The 26,020-nt window shown below is 33.8% G+C and carries 20 protein-coding genes and 1 tRNA gene; 11 read left to right on the forward strand and 10 right to left on the reverse strand.

The annotated features are described in order from the left end of the window. Positions 1 to 28: 28 nt before the first annotated feature. Positions 29 to 1,021, reverse strand: a complete 993-nt coding sequence (gene hflK, locus FZC37_RS00545; RefSeq protein ID WP_148951792.1) for an FtsH protease activity modulator HflK — start codon at positions 1,019 to 1,021, stop codon at positions 29 to 31. 102 nt (positions 1,022 to 1,123) lie between these two features. Here hflK and FZC37_RS00550 point away from each other — a divergent pair, with 102 nt between their 5' ends. Next, positions 1,124 to 1,819 (forward strand): P-loop NTPase, encoded by a 696-nt coding sequence (locus FZC37_RS00550; protein ID WP_148951793.1) that lies wholly within the window; start codon positions 1,124 to 1,126, stop codon positions 1,817 to 1,819. 19 nt (positions 1,820 to 1,838) lie between these two features. Here FZC37_RS00550 and pgsA read toward each other — a convergent pair whose 3' ends face one another. The 3 genes from pgsA to FZC37_RS00565 are packed head-to-tail and all read right to left on the reverse strand — an operon-like array spanning position 1,839 to position 4,773. Continuing rightward, positions 1,839 to 2,411, reverse strand: a complete 573-nt coding sequence (pgsA, locus tag FZC37_RS00555; protein WP_148951794.1) for a CDP-diacylglycerol--glycerol-3-phosphate 3-phosphatidyltransferase — start codon at positions 2,409 to 2,411, stop codon at positions 1,839 to 1,841. Positions 2,412 to 2,467: 56 nt separating this feature from the next. Continuing rightward, on the reverse strand, positions 2,468 to 3,151 hold the full coding sequence (gene dnaQ, locus FZC37_RS00560) for a DNA polymerase III subunit epsilon (RefSeq protein WP_148951795.1): 684 nt from the start codon (positions 3,149 to 3,151) through the stop codon (positions 2,468 to 2,470). A 5-nt stretch (positions 3,152 to 3,156) separates the two neighbouring features. Continuing rightward, on the reverse strand, positions 3,157 to 4,773 hold the full coding sequence (locus tag FZC37_RS00565; RefSeq protein ID WP_148951796.1) for a M23 family metallopeptidase: 1,617 nt from the start codon (positions 4,771 to 4,773) through the stop codon (positions 3,157 to 3,159). A gap of 243 nt (positions 4,774 to 5,016) precedes the next feature. Between FZC37_RS00565 and FZC37_RS00570 the strand changes: the two genes are divergently transcribed. Beyond that, a complete protein-coding gene (locus FZC37_RS00570) occupies positions 5,017 to 6,129 on the forward strand; it encodes an FtsW/RodA/SpoVE family cell cycle protein (RefSeq protein WP_148951797.1) in 1,113 nt (370 codons plus the stop codon). Between the two features lie 16 nt (positions 6,130 to 6,145). Then, the gene (locus FZC37_RS00575) at positions 6,146 to 7,204 is read left to right on the forward strand and encodes a UDP-N-acetylglucosamine--N-acetylmuramyl-(pentapeptide) pyrophosphoryl-undecaprenol N-acetylglucosamine transferase (RefSeq protein WP_148951798.1); all 1,059 of its coding nucleotides are present in this window, start codon (positions 6,146 to 6,148) and stop codon (positions 7,202 to 7,204) included. A gap of 4 nt (positions 7,205 to 7,208) precedes the next feature. Here FZC37_RS00575 and FZC37_RS00580 read toward each other — a convergent pair whose 3' ends face one another. Continuing rightward, positions 7,209 to 9,263, reverse strand: coding sequence for a flagellar biosynthesis protein FlhA (locus FZC37_RS00580; RefSeq protein ID WP_148951799.1), 2,055 nt, complete (start codon positions 9,261 to 9,263; stop codon positions 7,209 to 7,211). A gap of 6 nt (positions 9,264 to 9,269) precedes the next feature. Next, complete coding sequence (alaS, locus tag FZC37_RS00585) at positions 9,270 to 11,903, reverse strand: alanine--tRNA ligase (protein ID WP_148951800.1); 2,634 nt, start codon at positions 11,901 to 11,903, stop codon at positions 9,270 to 9,272. A gap of 99 nt (positions 11,904 to 12,002) precedes the next feature. Here alaS and FZC37_RS00590 point away from each other — a divergent pair. Next, positions 12,003 to 12,077, forward strand: a tRNA-Gly gene (locus FZC37_RS00590). A 71-nt stretch (positions 12,078 to 12,148) separates the two neighbouring features. Next, positions 12,149 to 12,346, forward strand: coding sequence for a hypothetical protein (locus FZC37_RS00595; protein WP_148951801.1), 198 nt, complete (start codon positions 12,149 to 12,151; stop codon positions 12,344 to 12,346). A 92-nt stretch (positions 12,347 to 12,438) separates the two neighbouring features. On the opposite strand, the gene ndk is transcribed toward FZC37_RS00595, so the two are convergent. Next, positions 12,439 to 12,852: a nucleoside-diphosphate kinase gene (gene ndk / locus FZC37_RS00600; protein WP_410520479.1), complete on the reverse strand. Its 414-nt coding sequence runs from the start codon at positions 12,850 to 12,852 to the stop codon at positions 12,439 to 12,441. 156 nt (positions 12,853 to 13,008) lie between these two features. Here ndk and FZC37_RS00605 point away from each other — a divergent pair, with 156 nt between their 5' ends. The 6 genes from FZC37_RS00605 (at position 13,009) to FZC37_RS00630 (ending at position 21,823) form a co-directional block, all read left to right on the forward strand. Beyond that, the gene (locus FZC37_RS00605) at positions 13,009 to 14,697 is read left to right on the forward strand and encodes a hypothetical protein (RefSeq protein WP_148951803.1); all 1,689 of its coding nucleotides are present in this window, start codon (positions 13,009 to 13,011) and stop codon (positions 14,695 to 14,697) included. A gap of 10 nt (positions 14,698 to 14,707) precedes the next feature. Continuing rightward, the gene (locus tag FZC37_RS00610; protein ID WP_148951804.1) at positions 14,708 to 15,565 is read left to right on the forward strand and encodes a PD-(D/E)XK nuclease family protein; all 858 of its coding nucleotides are present in this window, start codon (positions 14,708 to 14,710) and stop codon (positions 15,563 to 15,565) included. 64 nt (positions 15,566 to 15,629) lie between these two features. After that, on the forward strand, positions 15,630 to 17,324 hold the full coding sequence (gene yidC / locus FZC37_RS00615) for a membrane protein insertase YidC (protein ID WP_148951805.1): 1,695 nt from the start codon (positions 15,630 to 15,632) through the stop codon (positions 17,322 to 17,324). A 68-nt stretch (positions 17,325 to 17,392) separates the two neighbouring features. Further along, positions 17,393 to 18,052, forward strand: a complete 660-nt coding sequence (gene yihA / locus FZC37_RS00620) for a ribosome biogenesis GTP-binding protein YihA/YsxC (RefSeq protein WP_148951806.1) — start codon at positions 17,393 to 17,395, stop codon at positions 18,050 to 18,052. Continuing rightward, positions 18,027 to 20,090, forward strand: coding sequence for an NAD-dependent DNA ligase LigA (gene ligA / locus FZC37_RS00625; RefSeq protein ID WP_148951807.1), 2,064 nt, complete (start codon positions 18,027 to 18,029; stop codon positions 20,088 to 20,090). Before yihA ends, ligA begins: the two co-directional genes overlap by 26 nt. Beyond that, positions 20,063 to 21,823: an aminopeptidase P family protein gene (locus tag FZC37_RS00630; RefSeq protein ID WP_148951808.1), complete on the forward strand. Its 1,761-nt coding sequence runs from the start codon at positions 20,063 to 20,065 to the stop codon at positions 21,821 to 21,823. Before ligA ends, FZC37_RS00630 begins: the two co-directional genes overlap by 28 nt. 5 nt (positions 21,824 to 21,828) lie before the next feature. Here the strand turns inward: FZC37_RS00630 and FZC37_RS00635 are convergent, their stop codons facing one another. The 3 genes from FZC37_RS00635 to gltX are packed head-to-tail and all read right to left on the reverse strand — an operon-like array spanning position 21,829 to position 26,019. After that, entirely contained in the window at positions 21,829 to 23,889 is a 2,061-nt protein-coding gene (locus FZC37_RS00635; RefSeq protein ID WP_148951809.1) for an ATP-dependent DNA helicase RecG, read from the reverse strand. Beyond that, positions 23,886 to 24,635, reverse strand: a complete 750-nt coding sequence (locus FZC37_RS00640) for a hypothetical protein (protein WP_148951810.1) — start codon at positions 24,633 to 24,635, stop codon at positions 23,886 to 23,888. Before FZC37_RS00640 ends, FZC37_RS00635 begins: the two co-directional genes overlap by 4 nt. Next, on the reverse strand, positions 24,619 to 26,019 hold the full coding sequence (gene gltX / locus FZC37_RS00645) for a glutamate--tRNA ligase (RefSeq protein ID WP_148951811.1): 1,401 nt from the start codon (positions 26,017 to 26,019) through the stop codon (positions 24,619 to 24,621). The genes FZC37_RS00640 and gltX overlap by 17 nt, the downstream gene beginning before the upstream one ends. Between the last annotated feature and the right edge of the window lies 1 nt (position 26,020).

Genomic DNA, 26,020 nt, shown 5'->3' on the forward strand with positions numbered 1-26,020 from the left:
AGTTTTTACTTAAGTTTTAAAAGAGTATTTACTTTTCATTTTTTACTTTAGTGGAGGAAGATTCTAGAGGTAAGTGTTGCAAAACTTTTCCACCAATAACGACTTTTTCTCCATTTTGCAATATGCTTGCCATAGCTTCTGAGTATAGTCTATATCTTGTTATATCCTTATTTAGAGTATATTGAGATAATACAGACTTAAACCTTTTAGTTTCACCCAAAGCCTTAGAAATTAATTCCTGCTTTTCAGCTTCAGCTTCTCTTACTATTTTCACTACCTCTCCTTGTGCTCTTGTGACAACATCATTTCTGTATGCTAATGCCTGATTGATTTCTTTCTCTTTGTCAGCTTTTGAACTTTGCACATCTCTGTACGCATTAACAACTTCTTGTGGTGGTTCTGCCGCCAACAAATAAACTTTATCTATTTGAATTCCTAAACTGTAATTGTCAGCTATTCTTTGTAATACACTTTCTATTTTCATTCCTATTTCTTGTTTTTTATTGGACAATAAATCTAGAATCGGAGTTTCGCTGACAACTTCCCTTATTGCACTTTGAGATATAGTTTTTATTACTGAATTAGGGTTTTGGACTTTAAGCAAAAATTGCGATAAGTTCTTTATATGCCAACTAACATCACATTTTAGTCTTACTATATTTTCATCACTTGTTAGGATGTTGCTTTCGTCTGGTATATATCCTGTAATGCCTTGCATGCCAGATCTATAGCCTATTTCTACTCTTCTTGAGTAGTCTATTCTTTCAACTATGGCTTTTTCAAAAGGGTAAGGCAAGTGATAATTCAAGCCTGGGCTTGCGCATCTTACCATGGTTCCAAATCTTAATATAATTGCTCCTGATCCTTCTTTGACCTGATATACCCCTGACAATAGCCATAGAGCAACTATACCTGGTAGGAAAATGTATATTAAAAACTTGTTAGATGGTTTTTTATCAATTCCAAGAATTTTAAATAGAAAGCTCAGCAGCTCATCGATGTTATACGTCTGTCTGTTCATTTATTAGTTGTGCTAATTTTAAAATTTTCTTTGTAGTGTTATGCAACGCAGTCTTGTATTGTGAAAACGAATATCAAGAATGTACTTAAATTTAATACTATTATGTTAAGTAAGCAAACTTTATCTAAACATACTATCGTTGTAGCGTCTGGTAAAGGGGGAGTTGGAAAATCTACAGTAGCTTCTGCTCTTGCGCAGCAATTAGCTAAAAAAGGTAAGGTAGTTGGTCTTATAGATGCAGACATACATTGTTCTTCTATAGCTACAATATTTGGTATATATGATTCTGATACGTCTAATAAAGAATATCAATTATATTGTAGACATGGGGTGCATATTTTACCTTTTGGTGTACAAGAAAACCAACTTGTTGCGTGGAGGGGTCTGTTATCTACTAAAGTTATTAAGGCAGCGATTAGTTCTATAACATGGCCAGAGCTTGATTATCTGATATTTGACATGCCTCCTGGTACAGGTGATATGCATCTTAGCATTCTTTCTAGCTATAAAATTGACTCTGTATTTGTGGTTACTACAATGAGTAAAATGTCTGTTAGTAACGCATTAAAAACATATCATCTGTATCATAGATGCGGTATACAAGATTTTGTGATAGTACAAAATAGCTTAGAGGATACAGACGTTGTTGTGCTTGATGTTTGTACAAAATTGTTAAGCAATATTTCGAGTAGCGAAACTATTCTCATCAGACGGGACACGCAAATATCTACTGCCTGTGATTTTGGTCAATGTTTGGCAGAGATAACTCCAGATCTTACATCTTCCATTTTGAAATGAAGTGTAGCTTTAAACGTCTTTATTCGTCATAGGTTACATTATTTGTAGCAAATAAGTAAAAGACGCCTGTGATTATTGTAAGGACTGCTGCTGTCCATATTGCCACTATTCCCAATTCGTTCATTATCTGTATTTTTGATCCTTGCGATCCCAGTAACAGCAAAAATATTGCCGTCATCTGTAAACATGTTTTTATTTTTGATAATATTTGTACACCATGACTAACTTTGAAAGGCGTAAACTCTCTTATACCTGATACCATAAATTCTCTGCACAATATCAAGATGCAAGGTATTGCACATACATCCAAAAATTTTACTAATAAAATCAAAGTACTGCCTACAAGTAACTTGTCTGCTAAAGGATCTAGTACCTTGCCCAACTTTGTTTGTGCTTTTAGCTTTCTTGCAAAAAATCCGTCAAAAAAGTCTGTTATGCTAGCAAATAGAAAAATGGTAGCACATACTCTTCTGGACCAAAGGCTCTGCTCTACATAAAAGCATACTATTATTAGAGGTATTGCTGCTATACGTAAAGAGGTAAGAGTATTTGGAAAATATTTGATTACTTTCTCTGCATTATTATTCTGCATTTCCTATAATTTTGACCTATTTGTACTTTAGCAAAAATTGATATTAACCATTTTCGTCAGCTTTTGTTGCAGCGCCTCCATATTGCATTCTCTATACAAGACACCATGCTATTGTGCTCTTGTTCTTCTTGTGCAGTTGGTTGCATTACCTTTAATTTTTCAACTTTATCTATTTTTACTCCGTTTGGCATTTTATAAGATGACTCCATAAGGGATAGGCTTACTTGTTCACGTGCAGTCATTTCTATATATACCATTGCCAAAAGCTCAGCGTCTTTTAGGGCTCCATGTAATTCTCTATGACTGGTACATATTTTGAACCTTTTACACAAAGCATCTAGGCTTACCTTTGACTTGGGAAACATTTCTCTAGCCATGGCTAGCGTATCTATCGCTCTTTCAAAAGGTAATACACTTTTGTTTATTATAGACAATTCGTTGTTAAGAAAACCCATATCAAATTTTGCGTTGTGTATTACTATGGGCGCATCTTGCACAAAATGTAAGAATTTATCTGCTATATCTGCAAATAGAGGTTTGTTTTTAAGAAATTGAGAAGATAAACCGTGTATTTTGTATGACTCCTCTGTGATTTCTCTTTGCGGATTAATGTAACACTGAAACTTTTTTCCTGTAGGCACTTTGTCTAGCAATTCTACCGCCCCTATTTCTATTACTCTATGTCCTTTAGAGTGTGCAAGTCCAGTGGTTTCTGTATCTAATATTACTTCTCTTGACATGGGGTTTACCTGAAAAAGGAGTGATCTGAATTGTTATCAGATATCACTCGCGACATTCTACCAAAATTCTGTATTTCAGATATTGTAAATTTTTTATCTTTATTGTTCTTAGCTATGCTAACTTTAGAGCTTTTAAAAGCCGCTTTTGTTCTTTTGGGTTTGACGAATTTTTTTCCGAAAGTTTTTGACATAATCTTGGACTTATTAGTACACCTTGCATTTTGCGCTACTAACATCTGTGCACTTTGTTGTTTTGTAGTTGAATCCATGCTATAGCAGATAAAGTCTACGGGATTTACCCTATTGCCACCAACGTCAATTATTTCAAAATGTAAATGTCTTCCTCTGGCATTTCCTGTTTTTCCTTCTATGCCTATAGGTTGACCTTGTTTTACATATTTTCCATTATGCACTATCGACCTGCTTAAATGTGCATAGCGCGTTTTTAGTGTTCCATGATTAATTACTAAATTTTTCCCATACGCCCCTGCATATCCATTAAATTCTACGATACCATTTGCTGCAGCGTACACAATGCAATTAGGACTTGTCATATCTATACCGGTATGATTATTAATACCTTGTCTACGTACAAATCTTTTCCCATAATGACTGGTAATTACAGTTTGTTTTTGAGGTATTAAGATTGGAATTTTACTTGCTATTTTATCCAGCATTTCCAATCTTGTTAATGCAGCATTTAAACTCATGCTATTTGAGTCTATGCAATTTAGAACAAAGTCACTTTCTTTTGTTGTTAATATGTTATGCTTCAAATGTAATTCAAAAAAAACTCTTGCACAGTTTCTGACTTTCCAATCTATGTTACTTAAAACATTTGTCTGAGTTTTGATTTGTGAACAATGTTGTGGTTTGGGAGTAGTCTTTTCTAAGCTTTTCCAGCCAAATATTTCATTTTCAAACTTCTCGTCATTGGCTCCATATTTTGTTATCAAGTTAAGTAGCGTTTTTTTTGAAGGTTGAGCTTTTGCCGCGTTTGGACAAAAGTTTTCTTCATAACCGAATTTATGTTCTTTTTTTATCTCTTTGACACTGTTGTAAGGTTTTACCTTCACCCTCGCATTCGTTAAGTTTTTGTCATTATTGTGAGTATGTTGGGTTGAGTGTGATGACAATTTGTTATCATACACTCTTTTATTATTAGTACTCTTAGTGAAGATTACGTTTGTCTTATTTAAGCTATGTTCTTTCTGTTTCGCATTGTTATTGCTTGTCTTCGGATCATCCTCTTTCCATATGTATGGCATAACAAATCCAGAAGATTTTTTTGTTGCCGATTTTACTTTTGGTGCATGTGGTACTGTTTCAGACTTGCAAGGTGAAAGTTTTTTAGTGTTTCCTACGTTTGGATCATCTTCTTTCCATATGTATGGCATAATGAATCCAGAAGATTTTTTCTTAGCAGTCTTATTGTGGTAATTATCTTTGTTTTGTGTATATTGGACCTTAGCTTGTATGGAATTTTTTGCGAAATTATTAGTATTTGCAGATTTCTTGTAAAACCAGATTCCATTTTGCTCTGATCTTTTTACTTGCGTAGCATGTACAGTGCCTGTTAAGCATTTTATCACACAAAAAGACAACAAAAGTATTCGTAACATTTAAATTGCTTGTATCTAATTATATTGTTTGAAGGTTTGTTCTTAAGAAATCTATTTGGTGCAAATATCGTTAATCCATATGCAGTCAAATTCATGCAAAATTACGTAAAGACGCACAAAATTCTACAATATTATCATTTTATAAGCAATGATATAGTGTGAAGGTATGATTTATTGATTAATTTAAGTACAACATTTTACGTTTAAGTTGGAAATGTATTTGTTATTTTTTATTAAAAACATATGATAGGCTTTAGAGTTCTTGTTTGGTGGAAGTCCATAGATAAAACCACCCTGTTGACTAGCATAGCGCTCCTTGCTTTGGGCATTATGTTGGTTACAAGCGCTAGCCCAACTATTACGCGTAAAATAGGTTTTACAAATACTTTTTTTATCTACAAACACATAGCATGTGTTGTTGTTGGTATAGTAGTAATTTTTTCACTTTCTGCTATTAATATTGCAGAATTACAAAAAGTTATCCTTGTGATATTTGTTCTCATATTGACACTACTAGTATACGTACATTTTTTTGGTTATGAGACTAAAGGTGCCAGAAGATGGGTCATGTTTTTTGGTATATCGTTACAACCTTCTGAGCTTTTAAAGCCATTTTTTATATTAGTAATATCGTACTTTCTTAGTCATAAAAAGCGTTATGTTTTTGGTTTTTGTGTAGCTATTTTCATCACTTTGATTATATCGTCATTGCTACTTTTTCAGCCCGATGTTGGTATGACTGGTGTTTTTATGATTACATCAGGGTTTATGTTCTTTATAAATGGTATGCCTGTAATATTATGTATGTTGATATTTGTCTCAATTTTTTGTACAGGTGTAGGGGCGTATGTATTTCTTCCATATATTGCAGATAGAATAAATAGATTTTTGCAATCTCAGCATAGCTATCAGATTTCTAAGGCTATTACTTCTTTTCGTAGCGGAGGGTTATTTGGAGTAGGTCCAGGTGAAGGTAGGATAAAGGAAATGCTGCCAGATTCTCACACAGATTTCATTTTTGCTGTAGCTTGCGAAGAATTAGGCGCTTTGTCTTGTGCTGTGATTGTATTTATGTTTGTATTGATAATTGTCCGTAATTTCAAATATGCCGTTGCTGCTGATAATCAATTTCACACCCTAGCAATATCTGGGTTAACATTTTCACTTGGACTTCAAGCTGCTATAAATATTGCTGTTAACCTTAATATGGCTCCTACGAAAGGTATGACATTACCATTTATCAGCTGTGGAGGTTCTTCCATTTTAGCTTCTAGTTTATCGATTGGTTTTTTATTGTCTCTTACCAGAAGTACAATTAAAACTTCACGATATTCAAAGCAGATTTTTCATTTTTAGAATTTTGGTATTCTTCATGAACAAGAAAAAATTTGTTGTATTTGTAGGGGGTGGCACTAAAGGACATCTGTTTGCCGCCATTGCTGCAGCTGGTACTCTTGACTTATGTACATATGAAACACTAGTGATTACCGACATTAAAGTGGACGATTGTAAGAATGTTGAATATATACCTAAAATGCCTTTTGCCTCAAAAGGATTTTTAAAGTATTTCGTATTACGTATTATCACTGTATTGCAACTTTTGATTAAATATATTAAACGAAGACCTTATAAAGTTGTAGGATTTGGAGGATATACCTCTTTTTGTCCTCTCATGGCCGCCGTATTACTCAGAATTCCTATTATTATCCATGAGCAAAATAGTATTATGGGCAAAGCTAATTCTTTTTTTTTACCGTGTGCTGATACTGTATCTTTAGGCTTTTTTGATGCCTGTAAGGTAAATGACAATTTTGCGCATAAATGTGTACGTACTTATAACCCTATTAGAAGCCAGATATTTAGCGCATCTTCTTCTAATGCTCTCAATATGGTAAATTTTAACATTCTAATTTTAGGAGGTAGTCAAGGAGCTAGCATTTTTGATAGTTTAATTCCTCATGTTATAGATTTGTTTTTAGGGTTTTTAAGAGATGGAAAATACATGTTAAATGTATGTGTTGTACAGCAAACTTCTGAAGGTAATAATTCCAAGCTGAAGCGTTTTTATTCTAATAACATGGTGGATGCTACTTTGAAAAGATTTTTTGACGATATTCACAAGAGGTATAACAAAGCTGATATTGTAATATGTAGATCTGGTGCATCTACAATAGAAGAAATAGTGGCTTTGGCGAAGCCAGCTATTTTCGTTCCATTTCCATTTGCAGCTCAAAATCATCAGCTTTATAACGCGCAATTTCTTTCAAATCTTGGCGCTGCATGGACTGTGGAGCAAAATGCTCATGCTGCTAAATTCATAGCTCAAATTTTGTTTGAAATCGTAAGCAATCCAAGAAAGTTACGATCAGTGGTAGAAAAGTTAATAAAATTACGAGATAGTAAAAGAAAAAAAATTAGAGATATTATATAGATTTCTATATTACGCCTACTGACTCTACCCTTATCTTGCCACTTAATTCCTCATGACCCAGTATTGAGATCATATTGTGGATTTGATGTACTAGATCTTTTACATAAGGCCTTATTGTGCTTGATGTGAGAACAGCAGGAGTGTGTCCGTTTTTAGTGTTATTGCTAAGTGTATTGTGTACCGCTGTTAAGAATTGCTTTATTTCGTCAGGAGGTAGTAAAATCTTCTTATTTACCGCATTTTGCGAGTTTAGATTTTGAATGAACTTGTTTTCCCAGTACTCTGAGATACTAACAACTGGCAATGTTCCTTGAGCTGTTGAGGAGTTGGCACAGATCTGTTTTGCAAGTTTTTTTCTCACTGCTTCTGTAACATATATTGAATGTTTATCCTGTGATGCGGCTTCTGCACAAGCTTCTAAAATGCCAGGTAGGTCTCTTATCGAGATTCCTTCTGAAAGCAGATTTTGCAGTACTTTTTGCAGTAATGTTATAGGTACAACGTCTTGTATTACGTCTTGTACTAATTTTCTGTGTTGTAAGCTTAGTTGCTCCACTAGATGACAGACATCTGTGTATGACAATAAATCGGATATATTTTCTCTTATTAAGTTTGATATGTGCATTAATATTACATTGCTTGCACTTAGTAGCTTGTGTTGATCAATATCTTTTATGTCATTTTTATCTACCCATTTTGCTGCGAGACCAAAAGATGGTTCTTTTGCCTGTATTCCTGGAATATTCTGTACTTTATCCCTATTTTCGTTATCCAATGTGATCATATACTTATCAGTATAAGCTAAGCCTTTTGCTACTACGCAATCTTTTATCTTTATTATGTACTCATTTAATCCAATATTAGGGTTATCTTGTATTCTAATGGCTGGAATGACAAAACCTAATTCTGATGCCATTGTTTTTCTCAGAGTTTGTATTTTTAATGGCAAAAAATCGTTATGTTGAGCTTGTGATAAACGTACTAACCCTATTCCTAATTCTAGTTTAATAATATCTAATTTTGGTAATATGTTTTCTGTTGATTTATTAGATGTGCGGATTTCTTGCTCTTTTTTATTCGGTAAAGAGTTGGATTTTTTTGATGAATAATATGCCGCTATTCCAAGTATTGCAGCCATTGAAACAAAAGGTATTACCGGAAGGCCTGGTAAAAGAGAAATCAGACCACTCAACACAGCTGATATAGTTAAGGCTCTTGCATTGTTGGCCATCTGTAAAAATAGCACTTTATCCATTGATCCTTGTGTTCCAGCTTTTGTAACTAATAACCCAGATGCAATTGAAGTGATGACTGCTGGCATTTGGCATGCAATTCCATCTCCTACTGTAAGTATACTGTAACAATAAACAGCTTTATTGAATGGTAAATTTTTTTGTACAACTCCTATGATTATTCCTCCTATTATATTTATTAAAGTTATCAATAAACCTGCTACAGCATCACCTCGTACAAATTTGTTTGCCCCATCCATGGCTCCGTAGAATGTACTTTCTTCTTCCAGGTGTCTTCTTCTCCTTTTTGCTGTATGGTCATCTATTAGTCCTGTAGATAGTTCAGCATCAATTGCCATTTGTTTCCCCGGCATTGCATCTAAACTGAATCTTGCCGCTACTTCTGATATTCTTCCTGATCCTTTTGTGATTACTACGAAATTAATAATAGTCAGCATCAAGAAAATTATTATTCCTATAACTACGTTACCTTGCATAACAAAGTGACCAAATGACTCTATGACTTTACCTGCAGCTGTTGTTCCTTGATGTCCTTTAGCTAGAATAAGTTTTGTGGACGCGATGTTAAGTGAAAGACGCATTACTGTAGATACAAGTAAGATGCTCGGAAAAATGCTTAATTCTAGTGGAGTGGAAATCAGCAAAGTTACAATCAATAATAATAAAGAAGAAGTAACTGAAAAAGCTAACATTACATCTAGCAAGGCTACAGGTACTGGCACGAGTAGGAATAACAATATTATGACTATTGCAGCCGATAACGTTAAATCTTTATACTTATTGAAAGTATCTGTAGAGTTGATCATTTATGTTCAGATAGATAACAAGTTTTGTTTTAACTGATCTAATATTTCTTGGTTAGAAATGTTGAGGTTTAATGTTCCACATTGTGCCATCTTTTTATTACCTCCTCCATTACCATTGATAATCTTTGTCAAAATTTTTGCTACTTTATCCGCGGTAAGAGTGTCTATTATGTCTTCTGTTACAGCAATAGAAAAGCATTTTTTCTCCGCATCTTGGCACGTGAAAATTATTACCGCGTTAGATGCGTGCTTGGCAGTTCTATCTGCGCTTTTTCTAGCAATTATTAGAGATTCTTTTTTTATATCTTTGAAAATTAAACTCACACCTTTTATTTTATCAGAAGATTTTTCTACTTCTTGCCTTGTTACTGTATGCATTGCAATTTTGGTTTTGGCACACTCTTCTTTTAGAGTTTTTACTTGTTGTTTTAAAGATTTTGTGTTTTGTACTATATCATCTTTAGAGCAACTAAGCTCTTCTATTAAATTACTTATGATTAAATTGGATTGTTGATAATCTGATAAGGCGGCTGTTCCTGCTACTGCTTCTAGCCTTTTAATGCCGGCTGCTATAGACGTTTGTGAGACTATTTTTATCATTCCTATTTCTCCTGTTTTAGAGACATGCGTACCTCCACATAACTCTTTAGAAAAACATTGATCTGCATTTTCCATGGATATCACTCTCACTTCTTTACCGTATTTTTCTCCAAATGTAGCTGTACTATTTTGCTTCAATGCTTCTTCTAAAAGCATATTTTCACTTGTAACAGATACATTTTGTAAAATTATGTTCTGCATATGTCTTTCTATTTCACAAATCTGTTTGTAAGAGAGAGTATCGTTAAAATTTATATCTAACCTTAGCCTACAATTTTCCACTAAAGATCCTTTTTGAATTATATTCTCAGAAACATATTTTTGTAGAGTAGCCAATAATATGTGGGTTGCTGAATGATGTATGCACAATTTTTGTCTGTTATCTTTGTTGATACATAGGGTTACTTGTTCTCCTGTTTGAATGTTACCTTGCTTTAAAATGCAGACATGTGCGTGAAATTTTCCTAGAATTTTTTTTGTATCTATTACCTCTAGAAAAGCAGATTTGGTAGCAATATGTCCTATATCTCCTTTTTGTCCACCTGCTTCTGCATAAAAATTTGTTTTATCTGTAAAAAGTAAAAATTTCTCTTCTGTTGTAGTAAATCTTTCTACAGCAATATCGTTATACACTATTGACAAGATGTTGGCATTTAAATCTTCGGTTGTATTGCAAAAGTGTGTTTTTTTTATACTACTTGTTATATTGTCCCAGGACGAGTTTGTATTTTTCCATTCTGCTTTGTCTCTAGATTGTATTTTTTGTTGTTTCATGAGTGCTGTAAATTTCTCTACGTCGATTTTGATACCCTTATTTTTTAGAATGTCATCAGTAAGATCTAAAGGAAAACCATAAGTATCATAGAGCTCAAAAGCGCATTCTCCTGAAAATATTTCCCCTTCTTTTATTTTAGATATCATTTTGTCTAATAACTTTAAGCCTCTGCTAAGAGTTATACCAAATTTCTCTTCTTCATATTTTACTGTGTCATAGATTAATTTTTCCGCTCTTTGTAATTCTGGGTAATATTCTGACATGAGTTCAATCAATTTTGGCACATTTTGGAACAAAACAGGAAAGAATTCTCCCATTATTAAATTTGTGTGTCTTACGGCTCTGCGTATTATTCTTCTTAGTACGTATCCGCTACCTTCATTAGATGGAATAACTCCATCGGCTATTAAAAATGATGCTGCTCTAGTATGGTCTGCAAGTGTTTTATAGGAGCATAAATTTTCTCTATTAATGGGCACTTTTAGTATTTTTTTTGTGTGATCTATCAAGTTTGCTAGAATATCTGATTGATAATTATCATGTACACCTTGCAACACTGCCGCTATGCGCTCTAGTCCCATTCCTGTATCTATAGATTTTTGCTGCAATTCTACCATTTTTCCGCATTCTAGCTTTTCAAATTGCATAAACACTATATTCCATATTTCAGTATATCTATCTCCTTCTGTTGTGCTACCTGGTATACCACCAGATATAGATGGGCCGTGATCAAAGAAGATTTCAGTGCATGGTCCACAAGGCCCTGTTGTTCCCATGGACCAGAAGTTATCTTCTGTGTTGATTTTTATTATCTTATCTTCTGATAAAGATGCTATCTTACGCCATAGAGTAGCGGATTCATTATCAGATTCGTGCACCGTTACAAGTAATTTGGTTTTATCTATCTGAAATACTTGCGTAAGAAGGTTCCAAGCGTAGTAAATTGCTTCCTCCTTAAAATAATCTCCAAAAGAAAAATTACCTAGCATTTCAAACATAGTGTGGTGTCTGCTAGTGTATCCAACATTGTCTAAATCATTATGCTTCCCCCCTGCTCTTAAACATTTTTGGCAAGTTGTAATGCGTTTAAAATCTGAATTTTCTTTTCCAGTGAAGAAATTTTTAAAAGGGACCATGCCTGCATTTACAAACATCAAAGACTTATCGTCTTTAGGTATTAACGGGCTAGATGGCAGGTATGTATGACCATATTGTGTGAAAAATGCTAGAAAATTTTGTCTTATTTGTTGTGTGGTATTTTTCATCTTGTTTGGTTCTTACGTATATTAATTTTTGTTTGACTTTTACTATAAATAAATATCTGGATCTTTTGTGTTATAACATATACAATCCCTCTTGTCTGCGCGGGTGTAGCTCAGGGGTAGAGCGCAACCTTGCCAAGGTTGAGGTCGTGAGTTCGAAACTCATCACCCGCTCCAAGTGAGTATATTTCCTAGGTGATATTAGGAATTTTTGTATGTTGAAAACAATATAAGCATGGTTATAGTGTATGGTAAAAGGCGCTAAAAAGAAGAAGAAAAAGATTTCTTTTTTGATGGCAGATAAAGAGGTACGTCCTGTGAAATTTATAGGATTGAATGCCAGCTATATGGCTGTTGGAGATAAAGACAGTAAGCCTGTACTAGAAAATGATATGCCTTTAGCGTGGAGTAAAGCTATCAAGTCTGGTGTTGTTAAACTTGATTAAAGCCTTTTGCACTGGCACCGTTTAGCATTCTTTCCAGGCACAATTACTGGTTTTTGTATATCGTTCTGTACTATTTATTACTGATTAAGATATTATCTGTTTTTCCATTCAGGGAAGAAGATTGATATTTCTCTTTGAGCGTCAGCCAATGTAGCTGCTCCATGTACTAAATTTGCTTCTATTGATGATGCTAAGTCTCCTCTTATAGTGCCTTTTGGAGCTGCTTTAGGGTCTGTATCTCCCATGATGGATCTATTTTTTAGTACAGAATTTTCTCCTTCTAATATTTGCATACATACAGGCGCAGATTTCATAAACTCTAGTACTTCTGGAAAAAACGCTTTTTCTGTGTGCTCTATGTATAATTTTCTTATTTGTTCTTCTGAAACGTGGCAAATTTTTATAGCGACGATTTTTAATCCATTATCTTCAAAATAGGATAGGATTTTTCCTATAAGATTTCTTTTGACTCCATCTGGCTTGATGATTGAAAATGTTTGTTCCATTTGTATTTATTTATACCGAATTTATATATTATTTTTACTAATCTGTTCTGATAGTAGAGTATGTTTGTTTCGTTTGTAAAGATTGTTTGTTAAGGTATATTTGTTTTTTTACTGAAAATGTAAGTTAAACGGCTCACTAATCGCAGATCTTTATTTATGACTCTTTACATTTTAGGTAGAAAGGAGGGTTTTGTACAAGAAGTAGCTTCTTTTTTGCGCGAAAGATATTCTGATAATCTTAGAGAGTTAGTGGTTATTGTGCCAAATGTTTACTCTGCGAATGCTTTAACTATTGCTTGTCGAGATTTGATTTCAGGAACTAATTATCTACCTAGCTTTATCCCTATTGAAGAAATTAATTTGTGTAACGAAAGGATAATTTTTCAGGATAAAATTTCTATTTCTGGCTATTTTACTAATCAGTTTGTGGTAGCGCGAGCTCTATTTGAAGCAAGTCATGAAACGTTACCTCTTGCATATACGGTACAGATAAGTAGAAAATTGTTAATGTTGTTACATGAATTTATCAGGATAGAAACTCAGCCAAGCATTATTAAAACATTACAATCAGAAAGTGTTGCAGCTCACTTAGACGTTTTGTCCAATTTATTACAAAATGTGCATGATAGATGGTTTTCTGTATTGGAAGAAAATGCACTTTTTGATGTTGTACATTTGTGTAAGACAAATATCAAGGAGCTAACGAAGCTGCTGTCTGCGAGTACTTTTCTTAAAAATAACATTTGTTTTGTAGGACTCACAGATAGTTATTTTTCAAGTTTTATAGATGAGGTTTTAAGTTGTAAATGTGATGTAGTAATGCCTTTTGGCTACATAAGTAAGGAACATCATTATACTTTAACTGATGAGGATAATCTTAAGTATTATGTGGTTTCAAATGAAGTAAAGGAGTTAGAGCTTATAAACAGTTTGATTTTGTCCTTTTTGCAAAACAACACTGATAAAACTATTTATGTCTTAACGTCTGATTTAGAGTTAGCAGGAACTCTTTATAATGTTTTAAAAGGCTATGGTGTAGGTGTAAAAAATAGTCTTGGATTTGATATTCGTAGTCACCCTGTAGCTAAATTTATGAATCGCGTGTTAGAGGTATGTAGCGTTAATTCTTCTATTGTTGATATAATTGCTTTGCTGAAAGATTGCTCCTTTTGTGAAAATGAGTTAGATGTGGAGGAATATGTGTGTAATATGAATCAGCATATGGGCAGTAGTGAATGTATATGGGATGCATTAGAAGAACAGTTTCCACAAACAGTTTCTATTCTTAAAAAGTTTCGAAATACTTTATCGACAAGGACATCCATCACATTTAGTGAGTTATTAAAAGAGCATTTTTTCACCTCTCAGGAGTTGGCTGCGGACCTTTGGAGTTCTTTGTGCACCAGTGTTTCAGACTTTTTTCAAGATCTATTAGAAGAATCACGTTATTTACATTGTGTACCATGTTCAGAGTATAAAGATATTTTTTCTCATCTAATAAGTGGTAAATACTATATTAAAGAAGATAATATGCACTACTCAGTCAATATTTTAGACCCTAAAGATGCGTATTATTGTACAGGAAAGGATGTAATTATACCAGATTTCTACGAAGGCGTGTGGCCTAAGTTAAACACTGACAATGAACTTTGGTTATCTCGTAGCATGAGAAAAGAAATAGGATTAACAGATATAGTAGAAGATGAGATTTTGCAGCAAGGTAAACTGTTGGAGCACATGCTTTCTTTCTGTAATGTCACTTTAATCAGGCCTATGAAGATCTTTTCTGGTGTTACTTTGGAATCCAGATTTCTTGTCTCAAAGGTTAAAGTTGTTCATATTTAGGTAAAAAGTCATGAAAAATGTTTTTTATTTGCCACAGCAAATTAAGTTAGCTAAGAAAATTTCTTCTTCTTATTTTTATCTTTTGATGAAAGAACCTTATAGATATTACGCTAATAAAGCACTTAACTTGAAGAGTAAGAATAGGTTCAAAAATAATTTGCAGATGGTGGATTTCGGTCTATTTTTACATGGCATACTGGAAAATTATACAAAAACGTATTCTTATCCTATGAGTATACATGAGAGTGAAGCGCGCTTTATTAAGATAGCAGAAAAACTTATGAGTAGAATATCTAGCAAGCAAAATGTTTTATGGATGCATAAAGTTCGCGCTGTTGCTAAAGAATTTATCATCTTTGATGAAAGAAGAAGGAAAGAGGCTGTATATACCTTTGCAGAAGAATATGGAGTTACAAGAATAAATTTATGCGAAAAATTTAGTATCTCTGTATCTAGTATTGTAGATCGTTTAGAGTTATTGAAAGATGGTAGGTTAGCTATCGTAGATTATAAAACAGGATCTATCCCTAGTGTGAAAGATGTACAACAAGGCATCGTGCCTCAGTTAATCGTTTCTGCCGTAATAGCTCAACATAGTGGTTTTTCATGTCTAAAAAAAATCAATTTTTCTATGTCAGCTAATTGTTTTCCTTTATCTTTATCTTATGTTAAGTTGTGTAGTTCCTCACCGTATTGGAGAACTACTAATACTTCTTTAGATCTTTTGGCTTTAAAGAAGCATTTTACTGGATTAAAAGCTTTGTTATCATTCTTTTATAAAGAAAAAGACAAACCATTATTCTTTCTTCCTTTTGGTGGTACTAGTTTATATGAGGATGAGTATAGACATCTTAGCAGATGTTTATAGGTTATTGTGCAGGTAAGTTGCTTGCTATAATGGAATTCAAATTAAATATTTTTATAAGTATTGTATGAGAGAAGACTTGATACGCGCAGCCTTAGCGGTGATAGCATCGTTGTTAATTTTGTATTTATGGCAGCATTTTTTTCCCACTGCGTCTCAGTTACCTTATACTGTGAAGCAGGAGGAGCAACGTGTAGAAAAAGTGATTTCTGTTGAGGAAAGACCTATTAGTATACAGAAGACAGATACGTTGTTAGAAAAAGAGAGTTATTGTGCAGATAATTCTGTAAATATCAGTACAGATAAAATGCGTGGTAAGGTTTCTTGTAAGGGGCTAATGTTTTACGATTTAAGATTGCTGCAATATAAGGATTTTAGTGATAACCAGTCAGGCTTATTAAAGCTTTTATCGTTGGAAGACAACGTAAGTTTTGTGAATGTAAGATTTGTTGTACCAAATGTTGTAACTCCAGGTGCAGATGCTGTTTGGGTGCCTGATAAGCAAAAGCTTACAGATGATTCAAGTGTAAAATTTGTATGGAAGAATAACTCTGGAGTATCTTTTACTGTAGAATGTAAAGTAGATGATGGTTATTTGTTCAGTTTTTATACTTCAGTTAAAGATGCAAAGGGTGCACATTTAACTCACACCACATGTCTTGATATATATAAAGATACCGAAAGCATAGCAGATAGTGGCAGGTTTGCTTCTCACAACGGAATAGTAGGTACTTATGACGGCAGTATAAAGGAACTGAATAAGAAAGATATTACTAAGATAGAGCAACCAAAAGTGTTTGGTAACAATCCAAAATGGTTTGGCATAACCGATAAATATTGGCTCACCGCTGCATTATTTAAATCTCGTTCATCTGTAGTACAAGTGAGTAAAGAGAAACGTTTTGGAAAATCTTTGGTAAAGGTATCTGCGCAAAGCTATGAAGCAGAGCAAGGGATAAACGTTATATATCTTTTTGCTGGAGCAAAGCAAGTAGAGATATTAGACAAGTATAAACGTTCTTTGGAATTGCCGCTTTTAGATAGAGCTGTAGATTTTGGATGGCTGCATTTTATAGCAAAACCTATATTTTTCTTACTTAAATTTCTTAACAAATTCACTGATAATTTTGGTTTCAGTATAATATTGCTTACTTTGATAGTAAAAATTTTCCTGTTCGCTTTGACTTACAGGTCACTTCAATCATTAGAAAAAATGAAAGTGTTGCAGCCTAAAATTGCAAAGCTAAAGGAAATTTATGCTCAAGATCAGATGCGTTTAAGGCAAGAAATTATGGCACTTTATAAAAAGGAAAATTTTAATCCTGTCGGGTGTCTGCCTATGTTAGCACAGGTGCCTATCTTTTTGTCTATGTATAAAGTACTAGATGTTGCGATAGATATGAGACATGCTCCGTTTATGTTGTGGATACAAGATTTATCATCACCGGATCCTACAAATCTATTCACTTTATTTGGTCTGATACCTTGGGATCATCCGTCTTTTTTAAATGTTGGTATTTGGCCTATTTTTATGTCTTTGACTATGTATGTTCAGCAAAAAGTATCTCCCGCATCTAGTGACCCAATGCAAGCTCGAATTTTTGCTCTTATGCCTTTGGTGATGCTCTTTACTTTTAGTAGCTTACCTGCCGGATTAGTTATTTATTGGACATGGAGTAATATATTCGGTGTATGTCAGCAATTAATTGTGGATAAGGTATTGCCTAGGTTGAAAGCTGCAAAAGATAGTAAAGTGTTATAGATTTTATTTCTTTCCTCACTCCATTTGATTTATACTGTCCTTATGTATTTTGTTTGACTTTAAGTAATATGTCTGACGTCAGTAAATGGGATAAGATGGTGTCTGGTGATGTTGAATTTGTTATGGGTTTGCAAGGTGTGCAAGATTTATCTAGTTATACTACCTTGCCTATGATTGTATTTTCCGGTTCATCTAATGTGGGTAAGTCTAGCCTGATTAGTGCTGTGTGTCGTAGAAAAAAGTTAGCGAGGCGCTCAAAAAGACCTGGGTCTACTAGCCAAATTAATCTTTTTCAAGTAGAAAAAAGTTCTTTACTTGCTGATATGCCTGGATATGGGTACGCAAAAATATCTAACCGTACTTCTGCTAAGATAAATAAGTTAGTGACCTGGTTTTTACGCTATGTAGAAAATATAGCGTTGGTAAATGTTTTGGTGGATGTAAGAAAGGGTGTGACTGTAAAGGATATAGCAGCTCTTGAATATGTTTTTTCTGCGCATCATATGTGTCAAATTGTTTTGACAAAAGTTGATCAGATTGACAAGAAGTATATTGACAACGCATGTTTTAATGCGCAAGAAGAAGTATACAAAGTTTTTAAAGAGGAGGTTAATGTTATTCCAACCAGTGCATTTGGTTCATTTGGGGTATCTAGATTAACTGAAACTTTTACCGCCTGTATTGAAAATTGGGTGCCTAGTTATGATTCTAAATTTGAATCTGGATAACATAGATTTAGACTCTCTTAGTGTTCATGATGCCACAGATTTGTTTGTGAAATTATCGGAAGCTGAAAAAGACTTTAGAGACTCTTATTATAACAGGAATGAATCTATAATTTCGGATCAACAGTATGACTGGCTTGTTACTTTTATAAAGAAATTAGAATCGCGCTTTCCATCTTTGAGAGATTTGAATAGCCCCACTGTTTCTGTAGGAGCTGCCCCTTCCTACGATTCTGGATTAGGTAAAGTGACGCATGTTGTTCCTATGCTGTCTTTGAATAATGGTTTCTCTGTACTGGATATTAAAAATTTTGTGAAAAGAGTCAAAAACTTTTTGCATACAGAAGATAATTTGGCATTCTGCTGTGAGAAAAAAATAGATGGTTTATCCTTTTCAGCTAGCTATTCTTTTGGCAAGTTGAAAATGGTTGCAACTAGAGGAGATGGCAAGGTAGGTGAAAACGTGACTGAGAACATGAAAGTTGTGAAAAATTTCCCTCAACAAATACGATATACAGGAGATATTGAGATAAGGGGAGAGGTATACATTTCTAAATCGGATTTTGAAAATTTAAATAAAGAAAGGGAAGCTCAAGGTAAGGAAATTTTTGCTACTGCTAGGAATGTTGCTGCTGGTTCTTTGCGTCAACTTGACCCTAAGATTACTGAGCAACGTAATTTGCGGTATTTTGTCTACTCTGTTGATGGAGTGAACAATTTTGCTAACACACAACTAGAAACTTTAAATTCTTTAAAAGATTTAGGTTTTTTAATAGATGGAGAGCCTCATTTGGCTCTATCACTTGACGACATGATTAAATTTTATGAGTCTGTGAAAGTGCAAAGGAATTCACTGGATTTTGAAATAGACGGAGTTGTATACAAAGTCAATGATTTGTCGTTGCAACGGCGTTTGTCTAGTGTAGGCAAAAGGCCTAGATTTGCTATAGCTCACAAATTCCCTGCTATTTTAGCATTTACACAGTTATTAGATGTGGTGCATCAGGTAGGTAGGACTGGTGCGGTTACTCCTGTTGCTATTCTTCGTCCTGTTAATGTAGGAGGTGTGACGATTTCTAGATCTACTCTTCATAATTATCAAGAGATACAGAGAAAGGATATACGAATAGGTGATGTAGTTGCTTTGGAAAGGGCAGGTGACGTAATTCCGAAAATATGTTTTGTTGATAAAAGTAAAAGACAAAAAGATTGTGTTGCTGTTGCAGCGCCTAATTTGTGTCCATCATGTCAAGGCTCTCTATTTCAAGAAAAAGGTGATGTAGCTGTTTTTTGCCTTAATCATTTTAGTTGCAATGCTCAGATACATCGTAGTTTTTGTCATTTTGTCTCTAGAGATTCCTTACACATAGAAGGATTGGGAGCATCTCAACTGAAACTATTATTGGATAAAGGATATTTACAACATTTACCTGATTTATTTGCATTGAAGGATAAAAAAAGACAAATTAAATCTTTAGAGGGTTGGGGGGAGCGTTCTGTGTCTAATTTACTTTATGCTATAGAGCGTGCTAGGAATGTATCTTTTCAAAGATTTATATACTCTTTAGGTATTAAAAGAGTTGGTTACGTTAATGCTGGATTAATAGCCAGACATTTTAAGAGTGTAGACTCGTTCTATCTTGCATTGCAAACATGGTGTGATGAATACAAAATGCGTGAGGTGTTTCATCCATCTGTTACGGAATCTTTGCGCAGGTTTGCACAAAATGATCATAATTTGAAGATAGTACAAAAATTGATACAAGTACTTGAGATTGCTGATTATGTTGAAGTGTCTGATACTGTAGCCATGCTGGAAAAAGTTGTAGTCTTTACTGGAAAATTTGCTAGTATGTCAAGGCAGGAGCTGAAAGCAAAAACTGAAAAATTAGGTGTAAGGGTAGTAGGCCATGTTTCCAAAAATATTGATGCTCTCATTGCTGGAGATATTGACAGCAGTGTCAAATTGTCTAAAGCTCAAGAGTTGAACATAACAGTTTTTACTGAACGCGAATGGATCGAGAAAATACAGGCAAAGTAGATGCTCTTCGATCTTTGTATAAGCAATATGGCTTATCTTGCTACCTTATTTCATCTAATGATGAGTATGGATCTATGATAGGTGCGGAGTACTCTGCACGTTTACGATATATAACAGGTTTTTCTGGATCATACGGCATTGCTGCTGTTTTTCAAGATAAACTCGTGCTGATAACAGATAGCAGATATCTGCTACAGGCCGAGAAAGAGATGCATGATGTAGGTACATATGAGGTTATTGAGCAAAATGTATTTGTATCTTCAAATTATTTTTCGCATACAGATGTCATTGGATATGATGCAAGTGTTATGTCATCTGGACAACTTGCAATTTTTGATGAATTAAATCTTGTCCCGCTAGAGAAAAATTTGGTTGATATTGTGTGGCATGATCAACCCAAGCATCCTTCTTCAGAAGTATTTTTGTATGAAGAAAAATATTCTGGTGAATCATCTGACAGTAAAATATATAGATGTTTAGAATATATAAAACAATTTTCCATACAGTATCTTTTTATTTATGATCCTATTTCAGTTAATTGGTTACTGAATATTAGGGCTAGAGATTTATGTAATACTCCTGTTTTGCTGTGTCATGCTTTAATATCTGCAAGTTCTATTATTGTTTTTACTTATTATCCTGAGCGATTGAGGAATGTAAACCTTACGTACAAGGATACAGATATCATTGTTGAAGATATTTCTGATATGTATTCTTATCTAGATAAGATAAAGGAGGGTAGTAGTATTATCATTGATTCGCAGCCATACTCTGAACTAATTGAACGTACATTATCTAAATGCAAGATTGTTTCGAATATCCCTTCGCCAAGTGTTATTTTTAAGGCAGAGAAAAATGAAGTTGAAATTAGTACTGCTAAGCAATGTCATATCGAAGATGCCGTAGCTGTTATAGAGACTTTTACAGACATCTACAAAGCATTAGCGTGTGGTGAACGCGTTAGAGAGTTTGATGTTTCACAAATGCTAATAGCAAATAGACAAAAGAGAGTTAATTATGTGTGTGAGAGTTTTGATGCTATTTGTGGATATGGAGGCAATGGTGCTATGATACACTATCGTCCAGATCCTTATGATTCTGCTTTACTACAGTCAGATGGTATATTGCTTATTGATTCCGGGGGGCAATATTTAGGCGGTACGACTGATGTTACGAGGAATCTGGTATTGGGAGATTTCGTGACAGAAGAACAAAAGTTAGCCTATACAAAAGTACTTAAAGGTCATATTAGTCTTGCCAATGTGTATTTTACGCATGGTACTTGTGGGTTGCACTTGGATATATTGGCTAGGCAATTTTTGTTGCGCTCTGGTATGACGTATGGTCACGGTACAGGACATGGTGTTGGTAACTTCTTGTGCGTTCATGAAGGTCCGCAAAGTATTTCTCCTGTTAGTAAAATCAGTTTAAAAGAAGGCATGATACTTTCTAATGAGCCAGGATTTTATAAAGAAGGTGAATTTGGTATCAGAATAGAAAATCTTTGTTACGTTACTTGTGTAGAAAATTCTAGTTCTCTTTTAAAGTTTGAACAACTTACTATGCTGCCATATTGTGCTGCGTTAATACAATTTGATCTACTATCGTATGAAGACAAAGCATATTTGCGAGATTATTATAAATCGATTGTTAATATTATATTGCCTAGACTAAGTAGTAGAGCGGCTACTTGGTGTGAAAAAGAAATAAAAGATACGCTCGCACATTGCTAATCTGTTTATGCTATAATCCCTGCTTTTGTAGAAAACTTTTTTGAAACAATTTTTTTATAAAAGTTAGCTATAGTAGTATCTTTTTGCGCATTGATTGTATTTTGACTTACAGTTTCATATATTACGCTATCGATTGGTATTTTGTCTGCGAAGTAAAAGTCTTGTTTACCGCTTTGTTTTATTCCTAGTATGTCTCCGCTGCCTCTTATTTCTAAATCTTGTTTTGCTAGTATAAAACAGTCATGTGTACTTTTTAAAAGTGCCAGTCTTTTTAGTCCGTTACTAGAGATATTTTTTTTGTTGTACATAAGTATGCAGTGCGATTCTAAAGAACTTCTTCCAACTCTACCTCTTAGTTGATGTAATTGAGCCAAACCAAATTGATTTGCAGATTCTACTATTATTAAGGAAGCGTTTTTTATATCTATTCCGACTTCTATTATTGTTGTAGAGACGATAACGTCGGTATCACTTTTAAGAAATTGCGACATAATAGCTTGTTTTTCTTTTGTTGGTGTATCTCCATGCAGCATCGCAACCTTTGTACCTAATATCTGTTGTAAAATTTTAAATCTAGTTTGCACATCACCTTTTTTATTGTTTGTATTTTTAGACAATTCTTCATCTGGATCGCTTATTAAAGGGCATACCCAAAATACCTTTTCTCCCTTCGATATTGTTTTTTGCACGCAATTTAGTACTTGTTCTTCTTTGTCTGAAGACATAACGTATGTATTGACTGGTTTTCTGTTGAGAATTGTCTTCATATTAGTAATAGAGACATTACCTAATAAGGTGGCTGCTAAACTACGTGGAATAGGCGTGGCGCTCATTAAGAGTATGTCTACTGTGTTTGATTTTTCTATTAGTGAGAGGCGCTGATATACGCCAAATCTATGTTGTTCATCTATAACAACGTATTTGAGATTTTTAAATGATACATTTGATTGAAAAATGGAATGTGTACCTATTACTATAGAAGCTCCATTTTTAATTTTTTGTAATGCCTCATTTTGCTCTGATTTTGTCAATGAGCCAGTGAGTAAACACACTGTGATGTCTAAGCCATTGAGTGCTTTTAGACAGTATTGATAATGTTGATTAGCTAATAGTTCTGTTGGAGCCATGAGAGCAGCCTGGTAATTACATTGTGTGACATTTACCATGCTCATTAAAGCTACGATAGTTTTACCTGATCCTACATCTGCTTGTAATAATCGCACCATTTGTTGTTCATTTGCTTGATCTTTTTGAATTTCATCTAATGCTTCTGTTTGAGAACAAGTTAACTCAAAATTTAAGTTTTTTAACATCGCTTCATGTATGTGATGCGCAGCTGTAAATGTTTGTGATTTTTTCTTTTGTGTGTGTTCTGCTATGAGTAATTTGTGCGCAGTTAACTCTTCAATTGCCAAGGTTGCAAGGCAGTCTCTTAGATGTTTTTGTACATCTAGCACATTTTTTGGAATATGCAGTTTGTTTAAGAACTTTAGGTACATTTGCAATTTTATTTCACAGGTATTCTTTTCTTGACGAGTGTTAGTTATAGTATCTTGAGCGATATCTAGGGCTTGTTTTATATATTTCCATAAAGTTTTATTATTTAATCCGTATGTTAAAGGATATACCGGTTCTATAAGACATAAGTCTATAGGACTGAATACAAACTCTGGATGTATCATGTATGTTTTGCTATTGTGCATAGATATTTTGCCTTCTACTGTATAATTTGCATTGATGTATAGTTGTTTATAAATTGCGGGATGTATTTTTTTAAAAAACATCAAAAATACATGTTTTGCTGGTTCGTAGGTAAATTTGATTATTAGTTTGTTAGAACGGTTACTGATATCAGATATTTTTCCATTGAGTAATACTATTTGGTTTTCTGGTATCGATTTTATTGGTATTTGCTTAGTGTAAAGTAGCTTAGAGATGTAAGTTTTTGGAGCATAACAACATAGATCTCGTATAGATTGAATGCCTAATCTTTTTAGAGCTTGTACATGTGATAACGGAATTTTGAACAAATTCTGGACTGTTGCGTCTAAAATAGCGTAATTCATTTGGAAAAAACGTGACTCAATAACAAAGCTGATAGATGTTCTGAGTTTAAGAAGAATTTTTGACCATCATGTAGTGTCTTTATTATTTGTAATTTTTCTAATGCTTCTTGCACTGAATGGAGATCCATAAGTTTAAAAATCTCTTTTTCTTCTTCTAATGTTTGAGAGATTCCTGTATAAGATTTTATCCAATTACCAAACAATTTTGTTAAATATGATATAAAATCCGGATTTATAACCTCTTTAGAGATATGTGCTATATTTTTTTCTTTAAGTATAGATAAGAAATGTGTGTATGATTGCTCGTAATCTAGTAATTGTATATCTTCAATACTATAACACCTTGATTGAATCGTTTTGAGTATCTGAGAGATTGTATTAGTGATCAAGAAGTAGTAATTATTTTCTCCTGGTTCTTCTAAAGTTTTTAAAGTTGCATTTGCTGCTTCTGTAGACAGTTTGTCAGCTTCTTCTACTACAATAGCTTTATATTTTCCGTGTGCTGAGCTTTTACTGAGCCATAGATTCGCTGCTCGAATGTTGTTTACAGTTACGAAAGCTTTATCTCGTTCCGCCTGCACTACATATACAATTGATTCAGTATGGATGTCTTGGTCAAGACTGTATGATATCTTGGAGAAGAAGTGTTTTATTGTGTTTGTACTGCCCTTGTAGTTGCTGCTTTGTATCAAAATAGAGTGTGGCATGTGGTTTTTTGCCCACATTTGTTCAAGTTTTTCTAGCATATGCAATTCCTTGTTCGAGCCTCTTTATGGTGTCAAGTTTTCCGATTATTTGCATCATTTCAAAAATGCATGGAGATTGAGTTATACCTGTAAGACACGCTCTTATTGGCATTGCTATTGATACAAGCTTTACATTGTGTTCTTTTGCCAAACATTTTATTGTGTTTTCTATATTTGGTTTGTAAAAATCTTTTATATGTTTTAGTTGAAAAGTAGCATTCTCTAATAGCGTAATATTTGATTTTTCAAGTAAAGTCTTTGCCATATCAGAATACATTGGAGTAAATTCAGGCAGGTACATTTTAGTTGTTTGTACTAAATCTGTCAGCAAAACTGCTCTCTTAACCACAGCGTCATAGCAATTATGTATTCTTTCTTCTGTATTGTGTGTAATTACCATTTCATTATCGATGTGTTCTAGAATCAGATGCACCAATTTATCTTTTGGATAGCGTTTTATGTGGCATGCATTTACATATTTTAGTTTATCAAAGTCAATCCTTGCTGCTGCTTTATTGATATTTTCTATGCGAAATAGTTGAATCATTTCTTCAATAGACATTATTTCTCTATCTTGAAATCCGCATCCTAATTTTGCTATATAATTGCACAGGGCTAGTGGTAAATATCCAGCATTTTTATATTCTTGTATATCTATCGCGCCTTTACGTTTGGATAATTTTGTGCCGTCCGGATTGTGTATAAGAGGTATATGGGCCATCTTAGGTATATCCCATTTCATGGCTTGATAAATGTGTAGCTGTAGAAATGTATTAGATATATGATCATCTCCTCTTATTATATGTGAGATATTCATATCGTGATCATCACACACTACTGATAGCATGTAAGTAGGGTCACCGTTACTCTTTACTAATACTACGTCTTCTAAATGTCTATTTTCAATTGTTATTGGGCCTTGTACCAAATCGTCTAGCGTTATTTTTCCATGTAAAGGTACTTTTAGTCTAATTGTGGGCTTTTTATCTTTAGGAAACTGATGCACAAGTGCATCTCGCCATGGATTAATGATTTTGTCTGATTGAAAACTACCATTTGTATTTTCCTCTTGCTGCTTAAAGCAGTAGTAAGCATGTCCTGCATCTATTAGATGTTTTGCTATATTAATGTGTTTTTTAGCATTATGAGATTGAAATACTATTTCTTCGTCCCACGTTAATTCTAGCCATTGCAGACTTTCTATAATAGATTGCGAATTTTGAGTTGAAGATCTTTCTTTATCTGTATCTTCTATTCTTACATAGAATTTTCCGTTAGACTGTTTTGCAAAAAGGTAATTCAGTAGGGCAGTTCTTGCTCCTCCTAGATGTAGTACCCCTGTTGGAGAAGGTGCAAATCTAGTTTTTACTTGATTAATATGCATT

Source organism: Candidatus Sneabacter namystus (genome assembly GCF_008189685.1).
Taxonomy (GTDB): Bacteria; Pseudomonadota; Alphaproteobacteria; order Rickettsiales; family Rickettsiaceae; genus Sneabacter; species Sneabacter namystus.

What these genes read in the sequence shown, in the direction of transcription:
- hflK (WP_148951792.1), bottom strand. Translation starts at nt 1,021, where the DNA reads ATGAACAGACAGACGTATAACATCGATGAGCTGCTGAGCTTTCTATTT.
- FZC37_RS00550 (WP_148951793.1), top strand. Translation starts at nt 1,124, where the DNA reads ATGTTAAGTAAGCAAACTTTATCTAAACATACTATCGTTGTAGCGTCT.
- pgsA (WP_148951794.1), bottom strand. Translation starts at nt 2,411, where the DNA reads ATGCAGAATAATAATGCAGAGAAAGTAATCAAATATTTTCCAAATACT.
- dnaQ (WP_148951795.1), bottom strand. Translation starts at nt 3,151, where the DNA reads ATGTCAAGAGAAGTAATATTAGATACAGAAACCACTGGACTTGCACAC.
- FZC37_RS00565 (WP_148951796.1), bottom strand. Translation starts at nt 4,773, where the DNA reads ATGTTACGAATACTTTTGTTGTCTTTTTGTGTGATAAAATGCTTAACA.
- FZC37_RS00570 (WP_148951797.1), top strand. Translation starts at nt 5,017, where the DNA reads ATGATAGGCTTTAGAGTTCTTGTTTGGTGGAAGTCCATAGATAAAACC.
- FZC37_RS00575 (WP_148951798.1), top strand. Translation starts at nt 6,146, where the DNA reads ATGAACAAGAAAAAATTTGTTGTATTTGTAGGGGGTGGCACTAAAGGA.
- FZC37_RS00580 (WP_148951799.1), bottom strand. Translation starts at nt 9,263, where the DNA reads ATGATCAACTCTACAGATACTTTCAATAAGTATAAAGATTTAACGTTA.
- alaS (WP_148951800.1), bottom strand. Translation starts at nt 11,903, where the DNA reads ATGAAAAATACCACACAACAAATAAGACAAAATTTTCTAGCATTTTTC.
- FZC37_RS00595 (WP_148951801.1), top strand. Translation starts at nt 12,149, where the DNA reads ATGGTAAAAGGCGCTAAAAAGAAGAAGAAAAAGATTTCTTTTTTGATG.
- ndk (WP_410520479.1), bottom strand. Translation starts at nt 12,852, where the DNA reads ATGGAACAAACATTTTCAATCATCAAGCCAGATGGAGTCAAAAGAAAT.
- FZC37_RS00605 (WP_148951803.1), top strand. Translation starts at nt 13,009, where the DNA reads ATGACTCTTTACATTTTAGGTAGAAAGGAGGGTTTTGTACAAGAAGTA.
- FZC37_RS00610 (WP_148951804.1), top strand. Translation starts at nt 14,708, where the DNA reads ATGAAAAATGTTTTTTATTTGCCACAGCAAATTAAGTTAGCTAAGAAA.
- yidC (WP_148951805.1), top strand. Translation starts at nt 15,630, where the DNA reads ATGAGAGAAGACTTGATACGCGCAGCCTTAGCGGTGATAGCATCGTTG.
- yihA (WP_148951806.1), top strand. Translation starts at nt 17,393, where the DNA reads ATGTCTGACGTCAGTAAATGGGATAAGATGGTGTCTGGTGATGTTGAA.
- ligA (WP_148951807.1), top strand. Translation starts at nt 18,027, where the DNA reads ATGATTCTAAATTTGAATCTGGATAACATAGATTTAGACTCTCTTAGT.
- FZC37_RS00630 (WP_148951808.1), top strand. Translation starts at nt 20,063, where the DNA reads ATGGATCGAGAAAATACAGGCAAAGTAGATGCTCTTCGATCTTTGTAT.
- FZC37_RS00635 (WP_148951809.1), bottom strand. Translation starts at nt 23,889, where the DNA reads ATGAATTACGCTATTTTAGACGCAACAGTCCAGAATTTGTTCAAAATT.
- FZC37_RS00640 (WP_148951810.1), bottom strand. Translation starts at nt 24,635, where the DNA reads ATGCTAGAAAAACTTGAACAAATGTGGGCAAAAAACCACATGCCACAC.
- gltX (WP_148951811.1), bottom strand. Translation starts at nt 26,019, where the DNA reads ATGCATATTAATCAAGTAAAAACTAGATTTGCACCTTCTCCAACAGGG.